General features: G+C 67.2%; 21 protein-coding genes. 13 read left to right on the plus strand and 8 right to left on the minus strand.

All coding sequences use genetic code 11. The features are described 5' to 3' along the window. Nucleotides 1–23: 23 nt before the first annotated feature. Nucleotides 24–2,222, minus strand: a complete 2,199-nt coding sequence (gene helR / locus OG976_RS18910) for an RNA polymerase recycling motor ATPase HelR (protein ID WP_328351986.1) — start codon at nucleotides 2,220–2,222, stop codon at nucleotides 24–26. Between the two features lie 77 nt (nucleotides 2,223–2,299). Here helR and OG976_RS18915 point away from each other — a divergent pair, with 77 nt between their 5' ends. Then, nucleotides 2,300–5,593 (plus strand): error-prone DNA polymerase, encoded by a 3,294-nt coding sequence (locus OG976_RS18915; protein WP_328351989.1) that lies wholly within the window; start codon nucleotides 2,300–2,302, stop codon nucleotides 5,591–5,593. An 80-nt stretch (nucleotides 5,594–5,673) separates the two neighbouring features. On the opposite strand, the gene OG976_RS18920 is transcribed toward OG976_RS18915, so the two are convergent. Further along, nucleotides 5,674–6,084, minus strand: a complete 411-nt coding sequence (locus tag OG976_RS18920; protein ID WP_328351991.1) for a TIGR03667 family PPOX class F420-dependent oxidoreductase — start codon at nucleotides 6,082–6,084, stop codon at nucleotides 5,674–5,676. A gap of 24 nt (nucleotides 6,085–6,108) precedes the next feature. On the opposite strand from OG976_RS18920, the gene OG976_RS18925 reads away from it, so the two are divergent. Beyond that, nucleotides 6,109–6,750 (plus strand): nitroreductase family protein, encoded by a 642-nt coding sequence (locus OG976_RS18925; RefSeq protein WP_328351993.1) that lies wholly within the window; start codon nucleotides 6,109–6,111, stop codon nucleotides 6,748–6,750. 35 nt (nucleotides 6,751–6,785) lie between these two features. Here OG976_RS18925 and OG976_RS18930 read toward each other — a convergent pair whose 3' ends face one another. Then, entirely contained in the window at nucleotides 6,786–7,250 is a 465-nt protein-coding gene (locus OG976_RS18930; protein WP_328351996.1) for a tRNA (cytidine(34)-2'-O)-methyltransferase, read from the minus strand. A gap of 261 nt (nucleotides 7,251–7,511) precedes the next feature. Here OG976_RS18930 and OG976_RS18935 point away from each other — a divergent pair, with 261 nt between their 5' ends. Genes OG976_RS18935 through OG976_RS18955 form a run of 5 tightly spaced genes read left to right on the plus strand, consistent with a single transcriptional unit; the run spans nucleotide 7,512 to nucleotide 12,088 of the window. After that, entirely contained in the window at nucleotides 7,512–10,181 is a 2,670-nt protein-coding gene (locus OG976_RS18935) for a sensor histidine kinase (RefSeq protein ID WP_328351999.1), read from the plus strand. Next, nucleotides 10,178–10,591, plus strand: coding sequence for a roadblock/LC7 domain-containing protein (locus OG976_RS18940; RefSeq protein ID WP_328352002.1), 414 nt, complete (start codon nucleotides 10,178–10,180; stop codon nucleotides 10,589–10,591). Before OG976_RS18935 ends, OG976_RS18940 begins: the two co-directional genes overlap by 4 nt. 6 nt (nucleotides 10,592–10,597) lie before the next feature. After that, nucleotides 10,598–10,966, plus strand: coding sequence for a DUF742 domain-containing protein (locus OG976_RS18945; protein WP_328352005.1), 369 nt, complete (start codon nucleotides 10,598–10,600; stop codon nucleotides 10,964–10,966). Then, entirely contained in the window at nucleotides 10,947–11,528 is a 582-nt protein-coding gene (locus OG976_RS18950) for a GTP-binding protein (protein WP_328352007.1), read from the plus strand. The genes OG976_RS18945 and OG976_RS18950 overlap by 20 nt, the downstream gene beginning before the upstream one ends. Before the next feature lie 8 nt (nucleotides 11,529–11,536). Then, a complete protein-coding gene (locus OG976_RS18955; RefSeq protein ID WP_328352010.1) occupies nucleotides 11,537–12,088 on the plus strand; it encodes a pentapeptide repeat-containing protein in 552 nt (183 codons plus the stop codon). Between the two features lie 6 nt (nucleotides 12,089–12,094). On the opposite strand, the gene OG976_RS18960 is transcribed toward OG976_RS18955, so the two are convergent. Beyond that, nucleotides 12,095–12,805, minus strand: a complete 711-nt coding sequence (locus OG976_RS18960; RefSeq protein ID WP_442930356.1) for a TetR/AcrR family transcriptional regulator — start codon at nucleotides 12,803–12,805, stop codon at nucleotides 12,095–12,097. Nucleotides 12,806–12,960: 155 nt separating this feature from the next. On the opposite strand from OG976_RS18960, the gene OG976_RS18965 reads away from it, so the two are divergent. Genes OG976_RS18965 through OG976_RS18980 form a run of 4 tightly spaced genes read left to right on the plus strand, consistent with a single transcriptional unit; the run spans nucleotide 12,961 to nucleotide 17,102 of the window. After that, nucleotides 12,961–13,386 (plus strand): MmpS family transport accessory protein, encoded by a 426-nt coding sequence (locus OG976_RS18965; RefSeq protein WP_328352016.1) that lies wholly within the window; start codon nucleotides 12,961–12,963, stop codon nucleotides 13,384–13,386. After that, nucleotides 13,383–16,295 carry an MMPL/RND family transporter gene (locus tag OG976_RS18970; protein ID WP_328352020.1) on the plus strand — a complete coding sequence of 971 codons (2,913 nt, stop codon included), beginning with the start codon at nucleotides 13,383–13,385 and terminating at the stop codon, nucleotides 16,293–16,295. The genes OG976_RS18965 and OG976_RS18970 overlap by 4 nt, the downstream gene beginning before the upstream one ends. Continuing rightward, nucleotides 16,292–16,630, plus strand: a complete 339-nt coding sequence (locus OG976_RS18975; RefSeq protein ID WP_328352023.1) for a DUF732 domain-containing protein — start codon at nucleotides 16,292–16,294, stop codon at nucleotides 16,628–16,630. The genes OG976_RS18970 and OG976_RS18975 overlap by 4 nt, the downstream gene beginning before the upstream one ends. A 10-nt stretch (nucleotides 16,631–16,640) precedes the next feature. Continuing rightward, nucleotides 16,641–17,102 carry a DUF5078 domain-containing protein gene (locus OG976_RS18980; RefSeq protein ID WP_442930357.1) on the plus strand — a complete coding sequence of 154 codons (462 nt, stop codon included), beginning with the start codon at nucleotides 16,641–16,643 and terminating at the stop codon, nucleotides 17,100–17,102. 7 nt (nucleotides 17,103–17,109) lie between these two features. Here the strand turns inward: OG976_RS18980 and OG976_RS18985 are convergent, their stop codons facing one another. The 4 genes from OG976_RS18985 to OG976_RS19000 all read right to left on the minus strand — a co-directional run bounded on the left by OG976_RS18985 (nucleotide 17,110) and on the right by OG976_RS19000 (nucleotide 22,450). Then, complete coding sequence (locus OG976_RS18985) at nucleotides 17,110–17,577, minus strand: MPT63 family protein (protein WP_442930358.1); 468 nt, start codon at nucleotides 17,575–17,577, stop codon at nucleotides 17,110–17,112. A gap of 93 nt (nucleotides 17,578–17,670) precedes the next feature. Further along, a complete protein-coding gene (locus OG976_RS18990; protein ID WP_328352029.1) occupies nucleotides 17,671–18,591 on the minus strand; it encodes an NADP-dependent oxidoreductase in 921 nt (306 codons plus the stop codon). A gap of 72 nt (nucleotides 18,592–18,663) precedes the next feature. After that, nucleotides 18,664–21,219: an FHA domain-containing protein gene (locus tag OG976_RS18995; protein WP_328352032.1), complete on the minus strand. Its 2,556-nt coding sequence runs from the start codon at nucleotides 21,217–21,219 to the stop codon at nucleotides 18,664–18,666. A gap of 31 nt (nucleotides 21,220–21,250) precedes the next feature. Then, the gene (locus OG976_RS19000; protein WP_328352035.1) at nucleotides 21,251–22,450 is read right to left on the minus strand and encodes an NADH:flavin oxidoreductase; all 1,200 of its coding nucleotides are present in this window, start codon (nucleotides 22,448–22,450) and stop codon (nucleotides 21,251–21,253) included. Nucleotides 22,451–22,520: 70 nt separating this feature from the next. Here OG976_RS19000 and OG976_RS19005 point away from each other — a divergent pair, with 70 nt between their 5' ends. Together OG976_RS19005 and OG976_RS19010 are read left to right on the plus strand one after the other, a co-directional pair. Next, nucleotides 22,521–23,369, plus strand: a complete 849-nt coding sequence (locus OG976_RS19005; RefSeq protein ID WP_328352038.1) for a bifunctional methylenetetrahydrofolate dehydrogenase/methenyltetrahydrofolate cyclohydrolase — start codon at nucleotides 22,521–22,523, stop codon at nucleotides 23,367–23,369. Further along, the gene (locus tag OG976_RS19010; protein WP_442930359.1) at nucleotides 23,366–23,695 is read left to right on the plus strand and encodes a DUF3017 domain-containing protein; all 330 of its coding nucleotides are present in this window, start codon (nucleotides 23,366–23,368) and stop codon (nucleotides 23,693–23,695) included. Before OG976_RS19005 ends, OG976_RS19010 begins: the two co-directional genes overlap by 4 nt. Nucleotides 23,696–23,733 lie beyond the last annotated feature (38 nt).

Here is a 23,733-nt window from a genome sequence, read left to right on the forward strand (position 1 = left end):
TCGACTCCGCGGCGGGCCGTAATTCATCGCGCCGCCAGTCCGGTCAGCGCTGCGGGCAGTGGGCGTTGATGTAGCACGCCCAGCCGCTGGGTTGCGCGGGTGAGCGCCACATAGAGTTCGGCGGCACCCCGCGGCCCGTCGGCCAGGATCTGGTCGGGCTCGACCACCAGCACCGCGTCGAACTCGAGGCCCTTGGTCTCAGACGCAGCGACGGCACCCGGCACACCCGGTGGCCCGATCACGACGCTGGTTCCCTCGCGGGCGGCTTCGGATGCGACGAATTCCTCGATGGCGGCGGCCATCGTCTGCGCGGTGACCTGGCGGGACCAGGGCCGCTCACCGCACGCGCGCACCGACTCCGGCGGCCGGACATCAGGGGCGAAGTCGGCGAGCAGCGCAGCGGCGACGGCCATGATTTCGGCAGGCGTTCGGTAGTTCACCGACAGCGGCCGGTGGACCCAGCGGCCGGGGACGTAGGGCTCGAGCATCTCTGCCCACGATGTCGCCCCGGCCATCGAACGGCGTTGTGCCAGATCGCCGACGACCGTGAACGACCGGCTCGGGCAGCGTCGCATCAACACCCGCCAGTCCATCTCGGAGAGCTCCTGCGCCTCGTCGACCACCACATGCCGGTAGGTCCAATCCCGGTCGGCGGCGGCACGTTCGGCAAGATCGCGGGTGTCGCGTTCGAGGAACCGCTCGGCGAGATCCTCGGCGTCGAGCAGGTCCTGTGCCAGCAGGTGGTCTTCGTCGTCCATCAGGTCTTCGCGGTCGACCATGTTGTCCAATACGCCTTCTGCATAAGCTGTTTCGGCCTGTCGTGCCCGTTCGGCGGCATCGTCGGCCGGCTTGTCGGGGCCCAGCAGGTCGGCCAGCTCGTCGAGCAGTGGAACGTCCGACACGGTCCACGCGGCGCCGTCCTCGCGCTGCAGCAACGGGTCGGCGCCGGCAGCGCGAAGACGATCCGCCGAGGTGTAGAGGGTGGTCAACACATCCTGCGGCGTCAGGATCGGCCAGAGGCGATCGAGGGCGGCGGCGAACTGTTCGTTGTCGTCGAGGTCGGAGAGCACATCCGTGCGCACCTTCTCCCAGGCCTCGCGATTGTCCCGGGTGAGCCAGCCCCGGCCGATCCGGGAGATCGCGCGTTCGCTCAACACATAGGTGAGGATCTCCCGGAACACCTCGCGGGCCGGGTTGTGCGGTAGCCCGCTGGTGCGCGCCTCGTCGATGGCCCACTGGGCGGCGTCGGCGGCGATCTGCATGTCGATGTCGGCCAGTGGGATCTGGATCGGGTCCTCGGGCAACTGTTGCCGGTCGGCGATCGCCGCAGTCAACACGTCCAGCATCGAGCGTGATCCCTTGATGCGGGCGATATTCGGGGAGTCCTCGGCGGTGACGTGCAGGCCGGGAACCAGATCGCCGACCGTCATGAAGACCACCTCGGACTCGCCGAGGGATGGCAGCACGCGGCTGATGTGGTTCATGAACGCCTGGTTCGGTCCGACGACCAGCACCCCGTGCCGTTCGATCCGCGCACGCTGGGTGTAGAGCAGATAGGCGACGCGGTGTAGCGCCACCACGGTCTTGCCGGTGCCGGGGCCGCCTTCGATCACCAGCACGCCGGGATGGTCGAGCCGGATGATCTCGTCCTGCTCGGCCTGGATCGTCGCGACGATGTCACGCATCCCATCACCGCGGGGCGCGTTGACGGCGGAAAGCAGGGCGGCGTCACTGCTGAACGGGCTGTTGTCGCCGGCGTCGGCATTGGGTCGGCCGAACACCTCGTCGGTGAAGTCGAGCAGGCGGCGACCCAGCGAGTGGAACTGGCGGCGCCGGCGCATGCCCTGCGGGCTGGCGGCGGTGGCGACGTAGAACGCGCTGGCGGCCGGTGCCCGCCAGTCGATCAGTAGTGGCTCGTGGTCGCTGTGCTCGTCGGAGATGCCGATGCGGCCGACGTAGAGCGGCTCACCGGTGACGGAGTCCAGCCGTCCGAAGCACAAGCCGTGGTCGGCCACGTCCAGCCGCGCCACGGATTGGGCCAGTGCACGCACCTCGGCGTCGCGGGCGACCAGCGTTCCGCCGTCCTGAACGTCGATCGGGCCGCCGTACGAGGCGAGGTACTGGGCCTTGACCCGCCTGCGCTTGTCGTCGAGCCTGTCGTAGAGACCGGCCAGGTAAACCTGCTCGGACTCCAGTTCACGATCGTGCCTGTCGGACGTCATACCCCTCGTTTCCCTAGTTCTTGTCCATTCTCCGCTACCGCCTGCGCTTAGAACGTATGTTCGATTAGGCTGACGGGGTGGGATGGCACAACGGCCCGCCGAGCTGGGGCGAGATGGAGCGGGTGCTCAACAGCAAGCCCCGCCGGACCGGCCTGTCACTGGGGGAGCCGCACGCCGACGGCGGGGACAGCCCCGCCTGGACCAGAAAGCGGCAGCCCTACCAGCCGGCAGGCGAACAACCGCTGCGATCCGGTGTTCCCTATGCCGAGCTGCACGCGCATTCGGCCTATAGCTTTCTCGACGGGGCCAGCACCCCGGAGGAGCTCGTCGAGGAGGCGGCGCGGCTCGATCTGCGGGCCATCGCGCTCACCGACCACGACGGTCTCTACGGGGTGGTGCGGTTCGCCGAGGCCGCCAAGGAACTCGACATGCGCACCGTCTTCGGTGCCGAGCTGTCGCTTGGCAATACCCCGCGCACCGACGCCCCCGACCCGCCCGGCCCGCATCTGCTGGTGCTGGCCCGCGGGCCGGAAGGCTACCGCCGGCTGTCGCGTCAGATCGCCCGCGCACACCTGGCCGGCGGGGAGAAGGGTAAACCGCTCTACGACTACGACGCGCTGGCCGAGGCCGCCGGCGGGCATTGGCACATCCTGACCGGATGCCGCAAAGGGCATGTGCGACAAGCACTCTCGACCGGTGGGCCGGACGCGGCCGCTCGGGCCCTTGCCGACCTGGTCGACCGGTTCGGGGCTGAGCGGGTCAGTATCGAACTCACCCACCATGGTGACCCGCTCGATGACGAACGTAACGCCGTCCTGGCCGCGCTCGCGCCGAGGTTCGGGCTGACGGTGGTCGCCACCACCGCCGCGCACGTCGCCGACCCCGGGCGTGGCAGGCTGGCCATGGCGATGGGTGCGATCCGCGCCCGCCAGTCCCTGGACTCCGCGGCCGGCTGGTTGGCCCCGCTGGGTGGGGCGCACCTGCGCTCCGGTGACGAGATGGCCCGGCTGTTCTTCGAGTATCCCGAAGTGGTCACCGCCGCAGCTGATCTCGGTGAGCAGTGTGCCTTCGGGCTCGCGCTGATCGCCCCCCAGCTGCCTCCCTTCGACGTGCCCGAGGGGCACACCGAGGACAGCTGGCTGCGCGAGCTGACCATGCTCGGGGCCGCCCGGCGCTACGGTCCGAGGGCCGGTGCGCCGAAGGCCTACGCCCAGATCGAGCGGGAACTCGACGTCATCTCCCAGCTGAAGTTCCCGGGTTACTTCCTGGTGGTGCACGACATCACCGAGTTCTGCCGGCGCAACGACATCCTGTGCCAGGGCCGTGGATCGGCGGCCAACTCGGCGGTCTGCTACGCACTGGGGGTCACCGCCGTCGATCCGGTGGCCAATGGTCTGCTCTTCGAGCGGTTCCTGTCCCCGGCCCGCGACGGGCCGCCCGACATCGACATCGACATCGAATCCGACCTGCGCGAGAAGGCGATCCAATACGTCTACGACCGCTATGGCCGTGACTATGCCGCTCAGGTCGCCAACGTCATCACCTACCGCGGGCGCAGCGCGGTGCGCGACATGGCTCGCGCACTGGGCTTCTCGCAGGGTCAGCAGGACGCCTGGAGCAAGCAGATCAGCCGGTGGAACGGGCTGGCCGACTCGCCCGACATCGAGGACATCCCCGAACCGGTGATCGACCTGGCGCTCCAGATCAAGAACCTGCCCCGGCACATGGGCATCCACTCCGGGGGCATGGTGATCTGTGACCGGCCGATCGCCGACGTGTGCCCGGTGGAATGGGCGCGGATGGAGAACCGCAGTGTGCTGCAGTGGGACAAAGATGACTGTGCGGCAATCGGTTTGGTGAAGTTCGACCTACTCGGCCTGGGTATGCTCTCGGCGCTGCACTACTGCATCGACCTGCTCGCCGAGCACAAGGGGGTCGAGGTCGACCTGGCCCGGCTGGACCTGTCCGATCCAGCGGTATACGAGATGCTGCAGAAAGCCGACTCCGTCGGGGTGTTCCAGGTGGAGTCCCGGGCGCAGATGGCCACCCTGCCGCGGCTGAAGCCGCGGGTGTTTTACGACCTGGTGGTGGAGGTGGCGCTGATCCGGCCCGGCCCCATCCAGGGCGGCTCGGTGCACCCCTACATCAAGCGGCGCAACGGCCTGGAGCCAGTCGTCTACGACCACCCTTCGATGGAACCGGCCCTGCGAAAGACATTGGGGGTTCCGCTGTTCCAGGAACAGCTCATGCAGCTGGCGGTGGACTGTGCGGGGTTCTCGGCTGCCGAGGCCGACCAGTTGCGCCGGGCCATGGGGTCCAAACGCTCCACCGAGAAGATGCGGCGACTTCGCGACCGCTTCTACGCCGGGATGGCGCAGCGGAACGGTATCACCGGGGACGTGGCCGACCGGATCTACGAGAAGCTGGAGGCATTCGCCAATTTCGGTTTCCCCGAGAGTCATTCGCTGAGCTTCGCCTCGCTGGTGTACTACTCCTCGTGGTTCAAGCTCTACCATCCGGCGGCGTTCTGCGCGGCACTGCTGCGCGCCCAGCCGATGGGCTTCTACTCCCCGCAGTCGCTGGTCGCCGACGCCCGCCGCCACGGCGTCGAGGTGCACGGGCCCGACGTCAACGCCAGCCTTGCCCACGCCACGCTGGAGAACCATGGCCTGCAGGTGCGGCTGGGCCTGGGTGCGGTGCGCCATATCGGTGACGAGCTGGCTCAGCGCATCGTCGACGAGCGGGCGGTCAACGGGCCGTATGCCTCGCTACTGAATCTCACTGAACGCGTGGTGCTTTCAGTGCCGCAGACCGAGGCACTGGCCACCGCCGGGGCGCTGGGCTGCTTCGCGGTCACCCGCCGCGAGGCGTTGTGGGCGGCCGGGGCGGCGGCCACCCAGCGGCCCGACCGGCTGCCCGGGGTGGGCTCGTCGTCGCACGTTCCGGCGCTGCCCGGGATGACCGAGGTGGAACTGGCCGCCGCCGACGTGTGGGCCACCGGCATCTCTCCGGACAGCTACCCGACGCAGTTCCTGCGCGAGGACCTCGACGCGATGGGCGTCGTCCCTGCCGATCAGCTCCTCGGCGTGCCCGACGGCAGCCGGGTCCTGATCGCCGGGGCGGTGACCCACCGCCAGCGCCCGGCCACCGCCCAGGGCGTGACGTTCATGAACATCGAGGACGAGACCGGCATGGTCAACGTGCTGTGCACCCCGGGGGTGTGGAGCCGGCACCGCAAGCTGGCGCAGACGGCCTCAGCCCTGCTGATCCGCGGTCAGGTGCAGAACGCCACCGGCGCGGTGACGGTGATCGCCGAACGGATGGGCCGCATCACGATGAAGGTGAACTCCCGCTCGCGCGACTTCCGTTAAGTGCATTCGCGAGCGTGCGTGTCGGCTCAGGGACACGCCGACCGGGGTGGCATTTGGCGCACGCTCACCAGAATTGGACGCTACGCCGTCGGGGTGGTCCACACCTTGTCGACGCTGATCCGCAGCCGCAGGTTGTAGCCGGCCATCGCCTCGGTCAGACCGAACTGGTCAGCCGCTTCGCGGTACTTCGCCCAATAGGGCTCGTCGTCGCGGGGGTCGGCATCCTCGGAGTCCACCACGGCGGCACCGCCGACGACGATGATGCCCGACCCGTTTCCGTCGGAGTCCAAGTTCAGGCTCACCTGCGGGTGGGCCCGAATGTGGCGCACCTTGGCCGCAGTCGGCTCGGTGTAGACGATGACGTCGATGCCGTCGAAGTAGAACCACACCAGTTTGGGCACCGGCTGGCCGGATTTCGCCACGGTGGTGAGCCAGCCGTAGTGATCGGCAACGAGTCGATCGGTAACTTCAGGAGTCAGGTCGGGGGCCATGAACCCGAATGTAGTCTCGGCGACATGACACTCGATCTGACCGCTGATGAACTCCTGACCTCCACCCGATCGGTGCGCAAGCGGCTCGACTTCGACAAGCCGGTGCCGCGTGAGGTCCTGATCGAGTGTCTCGACCTCGCGCTGCAGGCGCCGACCGGATCAAACGCGCAGGGCTGGCAGTTTATGTTCGTCGAGGACCCCGCCAAGAAGAAGGCGCTCGCCGACATTTACCGGGCGACGGCCACCCCGTATCTGGGCATGCCCAGCCCCGTCCGCGGCGATATCCGCGACGAGCAGATGGACGCGGTGCTGAGTTCGGCGGTGTACCTCAACGAGAACCTGGAGAAGGCCCCGGTCTTCCTGATCCCGTTACTGGAGGGCCGTCCGGAGGGCGCCGATGCCGGTATGCAGGCCTCCTTCTGGGGTTCGCTGCTCCCCGCGGTCTGGAGTTTCATGCTGGCGCTGCGCTCCCGCGGCTTGGGCTCGGCCTGGACCACGCTGCACCTGATCGGCGACGGTGAGAAGCAGGCCGCTGAGTTGCTCGGCATTCCCTTCGAGCAGTACACCCAGGGTGGGTTGTTCCCGATCGCCTACACCAAGGGCACCAGCTTCAAGCCGGCCAAGCGGCTGCCCGCCGAGCAGCTGGCCCACTTCGATACCTGGTGAGTCACGCCCAATCCCCGGTCGCTGCGCTCCTGCCCCTAGACCCCACCGGCGAAGCCGTTTTGCCGCCACGCCTCGTAGGCGGCGACGGCCGCCGCGTTGGACAGATTCAGTGAGCGCCGCCCCGACAGCATCGGGATGCGAACCCGGCCGGTGATGTGCGGGTCGGCCAGCGTCGCCTCGTCCAGCCCGGTGGGTTCGGGCCCGAACAGCAACACATCGCCGGGCAGGTAGGCGACGTCGGTGAACGGCCGCTCGGCGTGAGCGGTGAACGCGAACACCCGAGCGCCGCCGACCGCCGCCCACGCGGCGTCGAGGCCGGGGTGCACGGTCACCGACGCCAGATCGTGGTAGTCCAGCCCGGCGCGACGCAGCTTGGGTTCGGACAGGTCGAAACCCAGCGGCTCGACCAGGTGCAGTTCGCATCCGGTCGCGGCCACCATGCGGATCGCGTTACCGGTATTCGGCGCGATACGCGGCTGGTAAAACATCACCCGGAACATCCGATGATGATCTCAGTTGTGCTGCAGTGCAATTTGCTCGCCACCCCGTAAAGCCGCGCAGAGCCGCCCGCACAACCTCTCTGTTCAGTAACGACTATGGAGATGCTGGGCGAACGCTGTCATACTCGACGAATTGCCAGGCGTAATTCGCTGTCTCGTTGGCATGCCACGGGTGAGCGATGACCAGGAAGTCCCAATGAAGCAGGCGAGAACACTGAATATCGGTGCAGCGGTCGTCAGCCCGGCCGCAGTGCGGTGACCATGTTCGCCACCCCCGACGGGGTGGGGCAGGTGCCGTCGGACCCTGAGCGACCGGTCGCGCCGGTGAAGGTTCCGTCCCGGTGGTCGTTGCGCAACTGGCCGGTGCGGCGCAAGGTGTTCGCGATCGTCGCCGTCCCGCTCGCACTGGCGCTGGCTTTCGGTGGCGCGCGGGTCTACGCCGGGCTCAACTCCGCACGCGATCTACAACTGGCGGCCGACCGCGTCCAGATAATCCCGTCGATCGAGAACTACATGTCTGCGCTGGAGGCGGCGCTGCTGGCGTACTCGTCCAACGGCGACACCGCGTCGGCCACCAATACCTTCGACAGCGCCCGGGCTTCGCTGCAGCGCAAAGTCAACGACATCGGGGTGGCCCCCGACGTCCGCACCGGCGTCACCAACATCCTGGCCGGCGGGCAGAAATTGCTCGGCGCGGTCTCGTCCAACTCGATTGGATTGAGCGAGCGCATCACCACCTATGCGCCGATCCTGCTGACCGCCGAGGACGCCATCAACGGGTCGGTTCGCCTCGACGACGAGAAGCTGCGCGCCCAGACCCAGGGCCTCAGCCGTGCCGTCGGTGCCCGCGGCCAGATGTTCATGCAGGAGTTACTCGTCGAACAGGGCGGTGAGCTGGCCGAGCCGGAACTGCGGACCTCGATGGTCACCCTGGCCGGCACCGAGCCGTCGACGTTGTTCGATATGAGCCAGGTGCTCGGTGTCGGATCCTCGGACGTCAAGATCCTCCAGGGCGAGATGGTCCGCCGAATGGGCATCATGTCGAACCCGGATGCGGTGCTGGTCGGCAACCTCGACCTGCGCCAGTCGTTGCAGGCCACCGACACGATCGCCGCAGAAGTCGTCACCGGCACCACCCGTGAGATCACCAAGTCCGTTCAGGCACTGGCCAACGACCGCCGCAACGCCGCGATCCGCGACGCACTGTTGATCCTCGCCGTGTTCGTGATCGCGCTGATCGTCGTGTTCCTGGTGGCCCGGTCGCTGATCCGGCCACTGCGCACGCTGCGCGACGGCGCGCTGAAGGTGGCCCACACCGATCTCGAGCAGGAGATCGCCCGGGTGCGCGCCGGTGACGAGCGCGAGCCGCAGCCGCTGCCGGTCTACACCACCGAAGAAGTCGGCCAGGTAGCCCACGCCGTCGACGAGCTGCACACCCAGGCCCTGCTGCTCGCCGGTGACGAAGCCCGGCTGCGGCTGCTGGTCAACGACATGTTCGAAACCATGTCGCGGCGCAACCGCTCCCTGGTCGACCAGCAGCTCGCGCTGATCGACCGGCTGGAGCGCAACGAGAAGGACCCCGAGCGCCTGGAGAGTCTGTTCCGTCTGGACCACCTCGCCACCCGGATGCGGCGCATCGGCGCCAATCTGCTGGTGCTCGCCGGCGCCCAGGTGTCCCGCGAGCAACGCGACTCCCTGCCGCTGGCGAGTGCGATCACCGGTGCGGTGTCCGAGGTCGAGGACTACAAGCGCGTCGAGATCGGCACCGTGCCGGACTCGGCCCTGGTGGGCAAGGTTTCCGGCGACGCGGTGCACATGCTCGCCGAGCTGATCGATAACGCGCTGCGCTACTCGCCGCCGATTTCGCCGGTGCGGGTCACCGCGGTGCACACCAGCAATGCGGGTGTGCTGGTGGAGGTTCACGACGACGGAATCGGCATGACCGATGCCGACTTGCGGATCGCCAACATGCGCTTGCACGCCGGCGGTGAGGTCAGCCCCGACAACACCCGCCACATGGGACTTTTCGTGGTCGGGCGGCTCGCCCACATGCACGGCATGGTGGTGCGGCTGCGCAACACGATCGCAGGCCAGCCGTCCTCGGGCACCACCGCCGAGCTCTACGTGCCGCCGGGGCTCCTCGAACACGGTGCGCCCATCGGCCCGGACGCGCGGCGGTTCGGCGCCGAGACCGAGCTTCAGGCCGGCGACGACGAGGACGCCCGGGCGGCGTTGTTCGCCGCCCCGGCAGTCGAGGGTCAGCCGGTCGTCGGTCTGCCCCGGCGCTCCCCGGGATCCAGCGGCATCACCGGTCCTCCCGGCCAGCAGCCCGAACCGGAACCGGAGCCCGAACCGCAGCCGTCGCGATGGTTCGCCGACGCCGAGACAACCGCCGACGCCCCCGTCGCCGCGCACGATCAGCCGACCAACACCTCGTCGTTCTTCACCGCGCGCGAACGTGCGGAGAAGACGCTCGAGGAGACGCCCATCGACGTCAGCGACCTCGACGTGCTGGCCGCGGACCTGGGGGCACCGGAGGCCGAGGACACCGACACCGACTTCATCTACCAGAAGATGCTCTCGGAATTCCTGGTCGACCCCAAGACGGTGGCGGTGCCGCAGGACTGGAAGTCGGTGTGGGACAACGGCTGGGCTACGGCCGGCGATGTCGACAACGTGCCGGTTCAGGCCCACACCGAGCACGGCTTGCCGGTACGTGAGCCCGGTGCGCGGCTGGTTCCCGGAGCGGCCGATCCGAACACTGTGGCGGCCAACGGAATTCCGCCCGCTCCGCAGCCCCCGGCGCCCGATCTTCCCCGGCGCGATCCCGAGGCCGTCCGCGCGTCCTTCAGCAGCCACTTCGGCGGTGTGCGGGCCGCGCGTGCCAATTCCCAATCCGGTCCCACCGAGAACGGACGAGATCAGCAATGACCTATCCGCCACGCGCGCAGAACAACTCGCTGGACTGGCTGGTGTCCAACTTCACCCGCGAGGTGCCCGGTGTGTCGCACGCGGTGCTGGTGTCGGTGGACGGTCTGCTGATCGCCGCCAGCGAGCAGCTCCCGCGTGACCGCGCAGAGCAGCTGGCCGCCGTCACCTCGGGGCTGGCCAGTCTGGCCGCCGGTGCCGCGCAACTCTTCGAGGGCGGCCAGGTGCTGCAGTCGGTGGTCGAGATGGCCGGCGGCTACCTGCTGGTGATGCGAGTCGGCGACGGCTCGCAACTGGCCACGCTGGCCACCCCGAATTGCGATATCGGCCAGATCGGCTATGAGATGGCGGTTTTGGTCGAGCGGGTGGGCAACGTCGTCTCCTCGTCGCGTCGAGCCCCGCAACCGTCGTGATCCATCATGGACGAACGGTCGACACCTGAGGCGCAGGCGAATCTCGTTCGCCCGTATGCGCTGACGTCCGGGCGCACCGACACCACCGTCGAGTTGCCGCTGGAGGCCCCGGTCCAGACCGTGGGCTCGGCGCTGCCGCACCATTGGCCCTCCGGTGACGTCCGTGGCCGGATCTGTCACCTGTGTGCCGACAGCCCGTCGGTAGCCGAGATCTCGGCCACGCTGGGATTGCCTCTCGGTGTCGCGCGGGTCCTCGTCGGTGACTTGGTCACATCGGGATATCTTCGGGTACACACAACACTGACCGATCGCTCCTCGGTGGACGAGCGCCGTGAACTCATAGGGAGGACCCTGCGTGGCCTACGAGCCCTCTGAGGGGCGCCCAGCCGCCTCGACGAAGATCGTCATCGCCGGTGGGTTCGGTGCCGGCAAGACGACGTTCGTCGGAGCGGTGTCCGAGATCATGCCGCTGCGCACCGAAGCGATGGTGACCGACGCGTCGGCGTCCGTCGATGCTCTGGAGGCGACGCCGGGCAAGTCGACGACGACGGTGGCGATGGACTTCGGCCGGATCACCCTCGACAGCGACCTGGTGCTCTATCTGTTCGGCACGCCCGGGCAGCGCCGGTTCTGGTTCATGTGGGACGACCTGGTGCACGGGGCCATCGGGGCGATCATCCTGGTCGACGTGCGCCGTCTGCAGGACAGCTTTCCCGCAGTCGACTTCTTCGAGCACCGCAAGCTGCCGTTCCTGATCGCGGTCAACGAATTTGACGGTGCGCCAAGCTATCCCACTGACGAGGTGCGCAAGGCACTCACGCTGCCGAACACCACGCCGGTGATCACCGTCGATGCCAGGGATCGCAAGTCGGCCACCGACGCGCTGATCGCGGTCAGCGAGTACGCCCTGGCCAGCCTCGCGACGAGCCACCCGTAGAGGCGCCGGTGCCGAACTGGGCCGACCGGGAGTTCGTCGGCCACGACTTCCGTGACGAGGACCTGGCCGGCCTGCAGACCGAGCGGGTGGTGTTCACCGAATGTGACTTCGGTGGGGTGAACCTGGCCGAGTCGACCCATCTGGGATCGGCGTTCCGCAACTGCCGGTTTCTGAGAACAACGCTGTGGCACAGCACGTTTCGCAATTGCAGCATGCTGGGTTCGACATTCGAGAACTGCCGGATGCGACCCGCCGTGTTCGACGAGGTCGACTTCACTCTGGCTGTGCTCGGTGGGGCCGATCTGCGTGGGGTCGACCTGTCCGGTTGCCGGCTTCGGGAGGCGGGCCTGGTGCAGGCCGACTTGCGCAAGACGGTGTTACGTGGGGCCGACCTCAGTGGTGCTCGCACCAACGGGCTGCGCCTCGAGCAGGCCGACCTGCGCGGGGCGCGGGTGGATGCTTCCCTGTGGACTACTGCGGCCTGCCGCGGCGCGAAGATCGACGTCGCTCAGGCGCTGGCGTTCGCCGTCGCCCACGGCCTCGACGTCACCGGGCAATGACTGCCGTTACTGCGCGCGGGTGGATTGTGCGGGAGTTCCCGCCGGCTCCCAGGTGTGCATTGCCAGATCGAGTTCGGCCTCGCTGAGCGCCTCGACCGGCAGCGCCACCTGCTCGGGGCGACGGCGCAAACCCTCGATGAACAACGCCACATAACGTCGCCAAAGGTCGGGTCTGACCTCACCGGCGAACTCGCTGACCGTGCCGATGAGCAACCCCATGATCGGCATGTCCGCGGAGGCGATCTCCGGACGGAGGTGGCCGTCGGCCTGCGCGCGATCGACGAGCCTGGTCAGCGCGGGGACCAGGTGTTCCCGCGCGGCCTGCACGCGGTTTCCCGCGTAGCGCTTGCTGAATGCGACCTCACGCAGACCCCGGTCGGTGGCTGTCTGCTGGCACATCTGCTCGAAGAACCAGACGAACCCCTGCCACGAATCCTCATGGTGCATCGCTTCTTCGGCCAGCGCCGCCAGCTGGATCAGGCCGTCCTCGAAGATCGCCTCCAGCAGTTCCTCTTTGCTCGCGAAGCGCCGGTACACCGTGCCGACTCCGACACCTGCGTGGTGAGCGACGTCGTTGAGGCTGGGCTCCAGTCCTTTTCGCGCGAACAGGTCGCGGGCGGAGTCGATGATCAGCTGCCGGTTGCGTTGCGCATCCTTGCGCAACGGGCGATCCGATGTCGGGTGGGGCGTCACCTGGGCCAGTGTAACGGCGGCCACACAAAAGCGGATTGACTTTATCCACTTATGCCGTTAGCTTTCTGCTTAGCAACGCTCAGTACCGCGCTGACCGCCGAAATCGGGGTCGCTGTCCACGCTGAAAGGCCACCTGTCATGAGATTTGTCGACGACACACCGCTTGGGTGGGGTGCGCAGTGACCCGGGTTCTGAGCCGGATCTGGATTCCCGCGCTGGTGGTCGTCGTTGTCGCGGTCGGAGTGGTCGCGGTAACGAACGCCCGCACGATCTTCGGTTCCAACCCGGTGATCGTGACGCAGAAAACCTCCGACAGCGCAGAGGATTTCGATCCCAAGGTGGTGACCTACGAAGTCTTCGGTTCGGGCGCGACGGCAGTGGTCAACTACGTCGACCTCGACGGCCGGCCCCAGCGGACCGGGAGCGTCACGCTGCCCTGGTCGGTGACGCTGACCACCACAAACCCCTCGGCCTCGCCGAACGTCCTGGTCCAGGGCGATGGGGATTCCATCGGATGCCGGATCACCGTCGATGACGTGGTCAAAGAGGAGAGGACCGCAACGGGGATGAATGCTGCGACCTTCTGTTTGGTGAAGTCAGCATGAGCCTCGACGTCGGCGAGGCGCCGACCGACGCCATCCCCGCAGCCCGCCATCGCGCACACCCGCGCATTCCGCGGTTCATCCGCACGTTCGCAGTGCCGATCATCCTGGGCTGGATCGCGCTGATCGTGGTGCTGACCACGATGGTGCCCTCGCTCGAGGATGTCGGAAAGCTGCGTGCGGTGTCGATGAGCCCCAACGACGCGCCGTCGCTGATCGCGACCAAACGGGTCGGCGAGGTGTTCAAGGAGTACAACACCAGCAGCTCGGTGATGGTGGTCCTCGAAGGCGATCAACCGCTCGGCGCCGACGCGCACGCCTTCTACGACAAGATTGTTCAGCAGCTGCGCGCCGACCCCACACACGTCCAGCATGTCCAGGACTTCTGGGGGGATTCGTTTACTGCCTCCGGTGCCCAGAGCGCCGACAACAAAGCCGCCTACGTTCAGGTGTACATCGGCGGCGATCAGGGCGAAACACTCGCCAACGAGTCGGTGGAGGCCGTCCGCAAGGTCATCGCGGACACCCCGGCCCCGCCGGGGGTGAAGGCCTATGTCACCGGTCCCGCGGCCACCACCACAGACCAGAACGTCATCGGCGACAAGAGCATGCAGCTGATCGAGCTCGTCACGTTCGGCGTCATCGCCGTCATGCTGTTGATCGTCTATCGATCGATCATCACCACGCTCATCGTGATGGTGATGATGGGGCTCGGACTGTCCGGCGCTCGGGGGGTGGTCGCATTCCTCGGCTACCACAACGTTTTCGGGCTGACCACATTCGCGACCAATATGGTCGTTACGTTGGCGATCGCGGCGGCGACGGACTACGCGATCTTCTTGATCGGCAGATATCAGGAGGCGCGCCGCGCCGGCCAAGACCGCGAGTCGGCCTATTACGACATGTTCCACGGCACCGCTCACGTGGTGCTGGCATCGGGCTTGACCATCGCCGGCGCTACCTTCTGCCTGCACTTCACCCGACTGCCCTATTTCCAGTCCATGGGAATCCCACTGGCCTCCGGCATGGTGATTGTGGTCGCCATGTCGCTCACTCTGGGTCCGGCACTGGTCTCGGTGGCGAGTCGCTTCGGCCGCGTCTTGGAGCCCAAAGGTGTTGGGAAGCAGAAACTGTGGCACGCAGTTGGGACTGCGACTGTCCGTTGGCCCGGCGCCATTCTGGTTTGCGCTGTGGCGGTGTCACTGGTGGGGCTCCTAACCCTGCCCGGCTACCACACCACCTACAACGATCGGATCTACCTGCCCAGCACTGTGTCGGCCAACGTCGGTTACGCGGCGGCGGAACGGCACTTCTCCCGGGCCAAGATGAACCCCGATCTGCTCATGGTCGAGTCCGACCACGATCTGCGCAATCCGGCCGACTTCCTGGTGATCGACAAGATCGCCAAGGCGCTGGCGCGGGTGCACGGGATTGCCCAGGTTCAGACCATCACCCGCCCGGACGGCAAGCCCATCGAGCACTCCACGATTCCATACTCGCTGAGCCAGAACGGAACTGGTCAGCTCATGAACAATGACTACCAGCAGACCATTATCGCCAACACGCTCAAACAAGCCGATGACATGCAGGTGACCATCGATTCGATGACCAAGATGGAAGGCATCACGCAGCAGCTATCCCAGGTCACCCGGAGCATGTCCGACAAGATGGCCGTCACCTCGGACGACATCGCGACGGTGCGCGACCACCTCGCCGACTTCGACGACCAGTTCCGGCCGATACGCAACTACTTCTATTGGGAGCCGCACTGTTTCGACATCCCGATGTGTCAGTCGCTGCGCTCGGTCTTCGATTCCCTGGACGGCATCGCCACGATGTCCGACGATTTCCAGCAGCTGCTTCCTGATCTGCGGCACATGTCCGACCTGACCGGGCAGATGGTCACGGTGATGCCGGGGATGATCGAGTCGATGAAGAGCCAGAAGCAGCTGATGCTCAACCAGTATCAGGCCCAGAAGGCGCAACAGGACCAGACCATGGCCAACATCAAAGACAACACGGCGATGGGCCAGGCATTCGATCAAGCCAAGAACGACGACTCGTTCTACCTGCCGCCGGAAGCTTTCGACAATGACGATTTCAAGCGCGGTATCAAGCTGTTCCTGTCACCGGACGGGCACGCCGTGCGCTTCACCATCGTCCACCAGGGCGACCCGCTGACCGAGGAAGGCACCTCCCGGATCGAGCCGCTCAAGATCGCCGCCGAGGACGCCATCAAGGGCACGCCGCTGGAGGGGGCCAGTATCTATCTGGGTGGCAGCGCGGCGATGTACGCCGACATGCAGCAGGGTGCCAACTGGGATCTGATCATCGCCGCCATCGCAGCGCTGATCCTGATCTTCGTCATCATGGTGATCCTTACCCGGGCGCTGGCCGCCGCGGCCGTCATCGTCGGCACGGTGGTGCTCAGCCTGGCCGCATCCTTCGGCCTGTCAGTCCTGTTGTGGCAACACCTCATCGGCCTGCCGTTGCACTGGATGGTGATGCCGATGTCGGTGATCGTCCTGCTGGCAGTCGGCGCGGACTACAACCTTCTTCTGGTGTCGCGCATGAAGGAAGAGATCAAGGCCGGTGTGAACACCGGGATCATCCGGGCGATGGTGGGAACCGGCTCAGTGGTCACCGCCGCGGGCCTGGTCTTCGCCTTCACCATGGCGTCGATGGCGGTGAGCAAGATGGTCATCATCGGGCAGGTCGGAACAACCATCGGTCTGGGCCTGCTGTTCGACACCCTGGTGGTCCGGTCCTTGATGACGCCGTCGATCGCAGCGCTGCTGGGCCGTTGGTTCTGGTGGCCGCAGCGCGTCCGGCAGCGTCCCCGTCCCCAGCCCTGGCCGCAGCCCAAACAGCAGCAGCAGATCGCAGCTGCGCCCGAGGAGGTAATGGCGTGAACAAGTTGGTCGTGGGAGCTCTGTTCACCGCGCTGCTGGTCGCTTCGGCACCTGCCGCGCATGCCGACCCGGATATCGATTTCGCCAATCAACTGCACACCGTCGGTGTCTACGGTCCGCGCGACTACAACGCCTGGATCGCAAAGATCGCCTGCGAGCGGCTCAATGGCGGCGTCGATCGCAGTGCCGCCGACTCGGCACGGTTCGTCGCCGGGCAGCTCCCGAAGAATGCCACCACGGTGCAGGCGTGGCAGTTCGTGGCGCTGGCCTATCCCATCTACTGCCCAGAGCGCCAGGTCTTGCTGCAGCAGGCCGCAACCACCCAACCCAGCTGAAGGATTCACAGTGCATTTACGCCAGACAGCTGCGGTCGTCGCAGCAGTGGTCGCGGGTCTGACCATCGTTCCAGGCACGGCGGCGGCCGACGCCACCGACGACTTCCCGATCCCCAAGCGGATCATCCAGACCGCCTGCACAGTCGACCAGTACATGGCCGCGGCGCGCGACACCTCGCCGATCTACTACGAGCGCTACATGATCGACTACAACAACCGGCCCGTCGACATCGAGAACGCCGCCCGCGACCGGATCTACTGGTTCTTCTCGCTGGACGCCGCGGGGCGCCGGCAATACTCCGAAGACACGGCGACCGACATCTACTTCGAGCAGATGGCCACACACTGGGGCAACTGGGCGAAGTTGTTCTTCAACAACAAGGGCGTCGTCGCCAAAGCCACCGACGCCTGTGCGCAGTACCCGCAGGCCGATCCGGCCGTCTGGAACTGGGGACCCAACCAGCGGCAGTGAGAGCCGACTACTTCCAGACCAGCAGGTCGACTCCGGCGTTGTTGTAGACGACCTGGGTCGGCGCCGGCCCGGTCACGTCGAAGTACAGCTTGCCTGCTGACTTGGCGCCCTGCGGCAGGGTCGCGCCGCTGATGCCGGCGGGAGTCGCGGCCTGCCAGAGCACCTGGTAGTTGGCGCCGCTGGCGGCGCGGGCATTGAAGTCCGGAATGATCGGTGTCACAGTGCCTTTGGCGGCCCGTACCGCTGCGGTGGCCTCCCAAAGCTTGCCCGCCAGCGGGTAGCCGGGGATGGTGTCGCTGCTCGGCTTGAGGTTGCTGACTTGCCACACCGTGATCACGTTGCCGCCGTCGTCGAGCAACCGGTTCCAGCCGCCGAAGGTGTCCGCTGTCGGGTCGGTGGGAGCCGCGCCCGCAACCGGTGCCATCGCGATCGAAAAAGCCACTCCTGCGGCGACAATCGCCGTTCTCATCGTCATGACCGGCACGGTATGTCGGATCGGTGAACAGTGGCTGACATACACGCCAACGATCAGATGTCAGCGTGCTTCGGTCTCGACAACAGAGTTCTGTTACGGCACCAGCACGATCTTGCCCCGGGTACGGCGCTGCTCGAGTTCCCGATACGCCTCGCGGACCTCTGCGAGCGGGTAGACGCTCGCGATCGGGATGTCGAGATCACCGGCGGCGATCATGTCGACCAGTCCGCCCAGGACGCGGGCATTGTTCGCCGCGCTGTTGCCTTCGGCTTTCACCCCGAACTCGGCGGCATCGGCGAAGTTGATGATCGTGTCGATCCGGTCCGGTGCGATACCAAGATTCAGCGCGAGTCGGATGTAGTCGGCGCCGAAGGTGTCGATGAACGCATCAACCTTGCCGCCGGCGGCTGACGTGATGCTCTCGGCGACTCCATCCCCGTACGCCACCGGGATGACCCCGTGGCCTGCCAGCCACTCGTGATTGGCCGCACTGGCCAGACCGATCACCTTGGCGCCTCGGTGGACGGCCAGCTGCACCGCGATCGACCCCACGCCGCCTGCCGCACCCGAGACCACCACAACATCGCCGGCCGCGACGCTCACCGCCTCGACAGCGGCGTAGGCGGTGGTGCCCGCCACGTACAGGGCGCCGCCCACTTCCCATGGCACCGTGGCCGGGCGGGCGACCAGGTCGGCGACCTCTAGCAGGACGAGGTCAGCGTGGCTGGATCGCGTCTCGGTGAAGCCGATGATCTCGTCTCCGGCGGAGTATCCGTCAACGCCCGGGCCGACTTCTGCGATCACTCCGGCGATGTCGCTGCCTTCCCCGGACGGGAACGTCGTGGGGAACACGGACTCCAGCAAGCCCTTGCGAATTGATGCCTCACCGGGGTTGATCCCGGCCGCCTTCATCTCGACCAGCACCTGTCCGGCCGCTGGGACCGGTCGGGGAACCTCGACCACCTCAAGCACATCGATGTCGCCGTGCTGGGTGAACTTCACTGCTCGTGGCATCGTCATCCCTCCGTTGAAAAGTTCTTTCTTCCAACGTAGTTGATCGTTGCCGGGCGGGCTACGCCCTAAAATCTAGGCGCTGTTGAGTCGAATCTTCCATCGTACGAAGCTCAGGTAGCCGACACACAGCGCGCCGAGCATCGCCATGTCGAACCACCATGCCCCCGCGGTGTGCTCCCAGTGCCGGTCCTTGGGGGTCAGCGGTCCCGGCACCAGCTTGATGAGGTCGACGGTCGACGCCGACGCGGCGAATCCCCAGCGGGCCGGGGTGATCCAGGACAACTGGTCGAGCACCAGGCGACCGGTCACCGGGATCATGCCACCGGAGAACACCAGCTGACTCATGACGGCCACCACGAGCAGCGGCATGATCTGCTCGTTCGACTTGGCCATCGCCGACAGGGCAAGACCCACCATCGCGGCGGTGACCGTCGTCGCCGCCATCACCACGAACAGCTCCAGCGTCGGCGACAGGAACGTCAGCGAGCCCTGCGTCGGGGAACCCTTACCCGCGATCGTGATCGCGGTGACGATCGAGGACTGCACGATCGCGAAGACCGCATAGATGCACACCTTCGCCAGCAGATACGCCGTCGTCGACAACCCGACCGCCTGCTCGCGGCGGAAGATCGGCCGCTCGCCAATCAGGTCGCGCACCGTCAGGGCGGTGCCCATGAAGATGGCGCCCACGTTCAGCAGCACCAGGATCTGGCCAGGTTCGTTGGGGGCGTTGCCCATCGGGTCGGGCACCCCGAAGCCCACGGTGCCGGGCACCGACAGCGACAGCACACCCATGATGAACGGCAGCAGCGCCAGGAACGCGAAGTAGCCGCGGTCGGAGATGATCAACCGCATCTGACGCCGCGCGATGGTGGAGAACTGCCGCAGCAGGCTGGTGTGGGTCGGCTCGCCGATGTCGGAGGCCTTCTCCACCGGCGGCGGTGGGGGAGTCGGACCGGTCTGAGCGAGGTAGCGCTGATAGGCGCCGTCGGGATCGCCGGCGACCCCGCTGAAGATGTCGGCCCAGTTGGTGGTGCCCATCGCCGGGCCGATCTGGTTGGGCGGCCCGCAGAACGCGGTCTTGCCGCCCGGCGCCAGCAGCAGCACCTGATCGCACACGTCGAGATAGGTCAGCGAGTGCGTGACCACCAGCACCACGCGGCCGGCGTCGGCCAGCTGGCGCAGCATCGTCATGACCTGCCGGTCCAGCGCGGGATCCAGGCCCGAGGTGGGCTCGTCGAGGATCAGCAGCGACGGACCGGTCAGCAGCTCCAGTGCCACCGAGGCCCTCTTGCGCTGCCCGCCGGACAGCTTGTCCACCCGGGTCTCGCCATGCTGGGTCATCTCCAGCTCCCCGAGAACCTGGGCTACCACCTGCTGGCGGTCCTCCTTGGTGGTGTCGGGAGGAAGGCGAAGTTCGGCGGCGTACATCAGCGCCTGGTTCACCGTCAGCTGGCCGTGCACCACGTCGTCCTGGGGCACCATCCCGATCCGGGAACGCAGCGAGGCATACTCGGCGTGGACGTTGTGACCCTCGAAAGTGACTGTGCCACTTGTCGGATGGGTGTAGCCGGCGACCAGTCGCGCGAACGTCGACTTGCCCGCACCCGAGGGCCCGATGACCGCCGTGAGAGTGCCGGGGCGCGCGGTCAGCGAGATGTTCTCCAGCAGCGTCTTGTTGTTCTCGATCGTCCACGTCACGCCGCGGACATCGAGGCCGCCGGTCGCGGTGGCCGCCTCGGTTTCGGTGCGCCGGGCCAGCGTGCCGCCGGCGAAGACCAGGTCGATGTTGCCGATGGTGACGGTGTCGCCGTCGGTGAGCATCGCGGTGTCGACCCGGGTGCCGTTGACGAAGGTGCCGTTGATGCTGCGGTTGTCGACGATCTCGGTGCCGCCCGGGGTCGGGATCAGCGTGGCGTGGTGGCGCGAGGCCAGCACGTCGGGGATGACGATGTCGTTGTCGGTCGCGCGGCCGATCTTGATGCCGCCGGGCGGCACCTCGCTGGGCGCGCCCGGGCGCAGGATCTTGAGCATCGACGTGGCGATGTTCGACGACGCGGCGGGCTTGCCTTCCGCCGGCCGCATCTGGGTGGGTGCGGCTGCCGGCGGCGGGGCCATCGGCGCCGACGCGCTCGGGGGCCGGGTCGGGTAGGCCGGCGGCGGCTGATAGGTGGGCTGCGGCCGTGACGGCGGCGGTGGCCAGGCGTTCGCGGTCGCCGGGCCCTGGCTGGGTGCCGCCGGCCACGAGGGTGACGACGGCGGCGCCGAGACACGCGTCGACGACGTCTGCGGCGGGCGTCCGACCGACCCCTGATGACGGCCGACCGCGAAGCGCAGTGCCGGTCCGTCCGGGTTGCCGACGTTGATGGTCATCCCGTCGGTGATATCGGCCGACGGAATCCGCCTGCCGTTGACGAACATGCCGTTCAGCGAGCCGTTGTCGATGACCATCCAGCGGCCGTTGTCGAACCGCAGCACCAGATGTGCCCGCGAGATCAGCGGATGGGCTACACGGACATCGGCACGAAGGTCGCGGCCGACCACGACGTCATGGCCTGCGGCGAAGGTGCGCTCCGACCCGTCGTACCGAACGGTCAGCGCGGGTGCGGAAGGTCGACTCATCGCCACCAACTCTATCGGTAGCGCCCCGCCTCGCCCGTCAGGCGGGAGCGCCCGTTTCGACGCAGATCGTCCGCGAGTAGATCGTCGGCATGCATTTGTTGCAGTGCGTGCACAGCGACCGCACGGAATGCGCCTCGCCGTCGGCCTTGATGCGGTTGAGCAGGTCCGGCTCGGCCAGCAGGGCACGGCCCATGGCCACGAACTCGAAGCCGTCGGCCATCGCGCGGTCCATGGTGTCGCGGTTGGTGATGCCGCCCAGCAGGATCAGCGGCATGGTGAGCTCGGCGCGGAACTTGCACGCGTCGCGCAGCAGGTAGGTGTCCTCGTAGGGGTATTCCCGCATGAACTTCGTGCCGGTCATGCGCATGCCCCAGTTGAGCGGCCACTTCTGCGCGGCGGCGAACTCCTTGACCGGCGCGTCGCCGCGGAACAGATACATCGGGTTGAGCAGCGAGCTCCCGGCGGTCAGCTCGAGGGCGTCGAGGCCGCCGTCGTTCTGCAGCCAGGTCGCGGTCTGCAGCGACTCGTCGATGCTGATGCCGCCGCGTACGCCGTCGGACATGTTGAGCTTCGCGGTGACCGCGATCGGTGCCGGGCCCAGCCGCTCGACCTCGCGGCGCACCGCCATCACGATTGAGCGGGCCACCTTGGCGCGGTTTTCCAGCGACCCGCCGAACTCGTCGGAGCGCCGGTTGATCATCGGCGACAGGAACGAACTGGCGAGGTAGTTGTGGCCGAGGTGGATCTCCACGGCGTCGAAGCCGGAGTCGATGGCGAACCGGGCGGCCGAGGCGTGGGCGGCGATCACGTTGGTGATGTCGTCACGGGTGGCGTGCCGGGCGAACTTCATCGACAGCGGGTTGAAGAAGCGCACCGGTGCCAGCGCGGGTGCCTTGTTCGAGCGCGCATTCGCCACCGGACCCGCGTGGCCGATCTGCGCGCTGATCGCCGCACCTTCGGCGTGCACGGCATCAGCGAGTCGTTGCAGGCCGGGAATCGCGGCCGGGCGCATCCAGATCTGCCCGCCGTTGGTGCGTCCACCCTGGCTCACCGCCGTGTAGGCGACCGTGGTCATGCCCACCCCGCCGGCCGCGATCTGCCGGTGAAACGAGATGAGGTCGTCGGAGACGACGTCATCGGGGGTGCGGGCTTCGAAGGTGGCCGACTTGAGGATGCGATTGCGCAGCGTAATCGGGCCGAGCTTGGCCGGACTGAACACATCTGGCGCACTGTTCATCGTCGCAGCTGACCATGCGGTGAACAGTGCTGTCAACGCTGCCTGGCCGGTCAATGGAACAATGTGATCCGTGGTCGCTATCACCTTGGACGGCAAGCTCACCCGCGACGAGATTTTCGTCGACCTGACCGAACGCGTCGCGGCGCTGACCGCCGCCGGACACACCCCGGGACTGGGTACCGTTCTCGTCGGCGACGATCCCGGTTCGCACGCCTACGTGCGCGGTAAGCACGCCGACTGCGCCAAGGTCGGCATCACCTCGATCCGCCGCGACCTGCCTGCCGACATCAGCCAGGCGCAGCTCGAGGACACCCTCGACGAACTCAATGCCAATCCGGAGTGCACCGGCTACATCGTGCAGCTCCCGCTGCCGCGCCACCTCGACGAGAACGCCGCCCTGGAACGGATCGACCCCCGCAAGGACGCCGACGGGCTGCACCCGATCAGCCTGGGCCGGCTGGTGCTCGGCAAGGAAGCCCCGCTGCCCTGCACGCCGCGTGGCATCGTGCACCTGCTGCGCCGCTACGACGTCCCGATCGCCGGTGCCCATGTGGTGGTGATCGGCCGTGGCGTCACCGTGGGGCGCCCGCTGGGGCTGCTGCTGACGCGCCGCACCGAGAACGCGACAGTGACTTTGTGCCACACCGGAACTCGTGACCTTGCGGCGCTGACGCGCCAGGCCGACATCATCGTCGCCGCCGTCGGGGTGCCGCACATGCTGACGCCCGCCATGGTCCGTCCCGGCGCGGCGGTCGTCGACGTCGGCGTGAGCCGCGTCGACGGCAAGCTCACCGGCGACGTGCATCCCGACGTGTGGGAGGTGGCCGGCCACATCTCGCCGAACCCCGGCGGAGTGGGACCGCTGACCCGGGCTTTTCTGCTGACCAACGTCGTCGAGGCCGCCGAAGGGTCCCTGTGACCGCTCGGGTGAAGCGCCGGCCGCCGACGCGCGACGAGGTGGTCTCCTTCACGCGACGTGTCGTGCGGTCGCAGTGGCCGATCCTGAGTGTGATCGCGGTGTTCCTGCTGGCCTTCGTGCTGGTGGCCGCGGGCTTCTGGCGGCGCGGTTCGCTGTTGATCGGCATCGCGGTCGGGGTGGCCGCCGCGCTGCGCCTGGTGCTCTCCGACGAGCGCGCCGGTCTGCTGGTGGTGCGCTCCCGCAGTCTGGACTTCGCCACCATGACCACGTTGTGCGTGATCATGATCTACGTGGCGTCCACCATCGACCCGCTGGGCACGTCGTAACCCGCGTCATTGGTCGAGTGGCCACTTAACGCACGCTT

Origin of the sequence: Mycobacterium sp. NBC_00419, assembly GCF_036023875.1 — a bacterium.
GTDB lineage: Bacteria > Actinomycetota > Actinomycetes > Mycobacteriales > Mycobacteriaceae > Mycobacterium.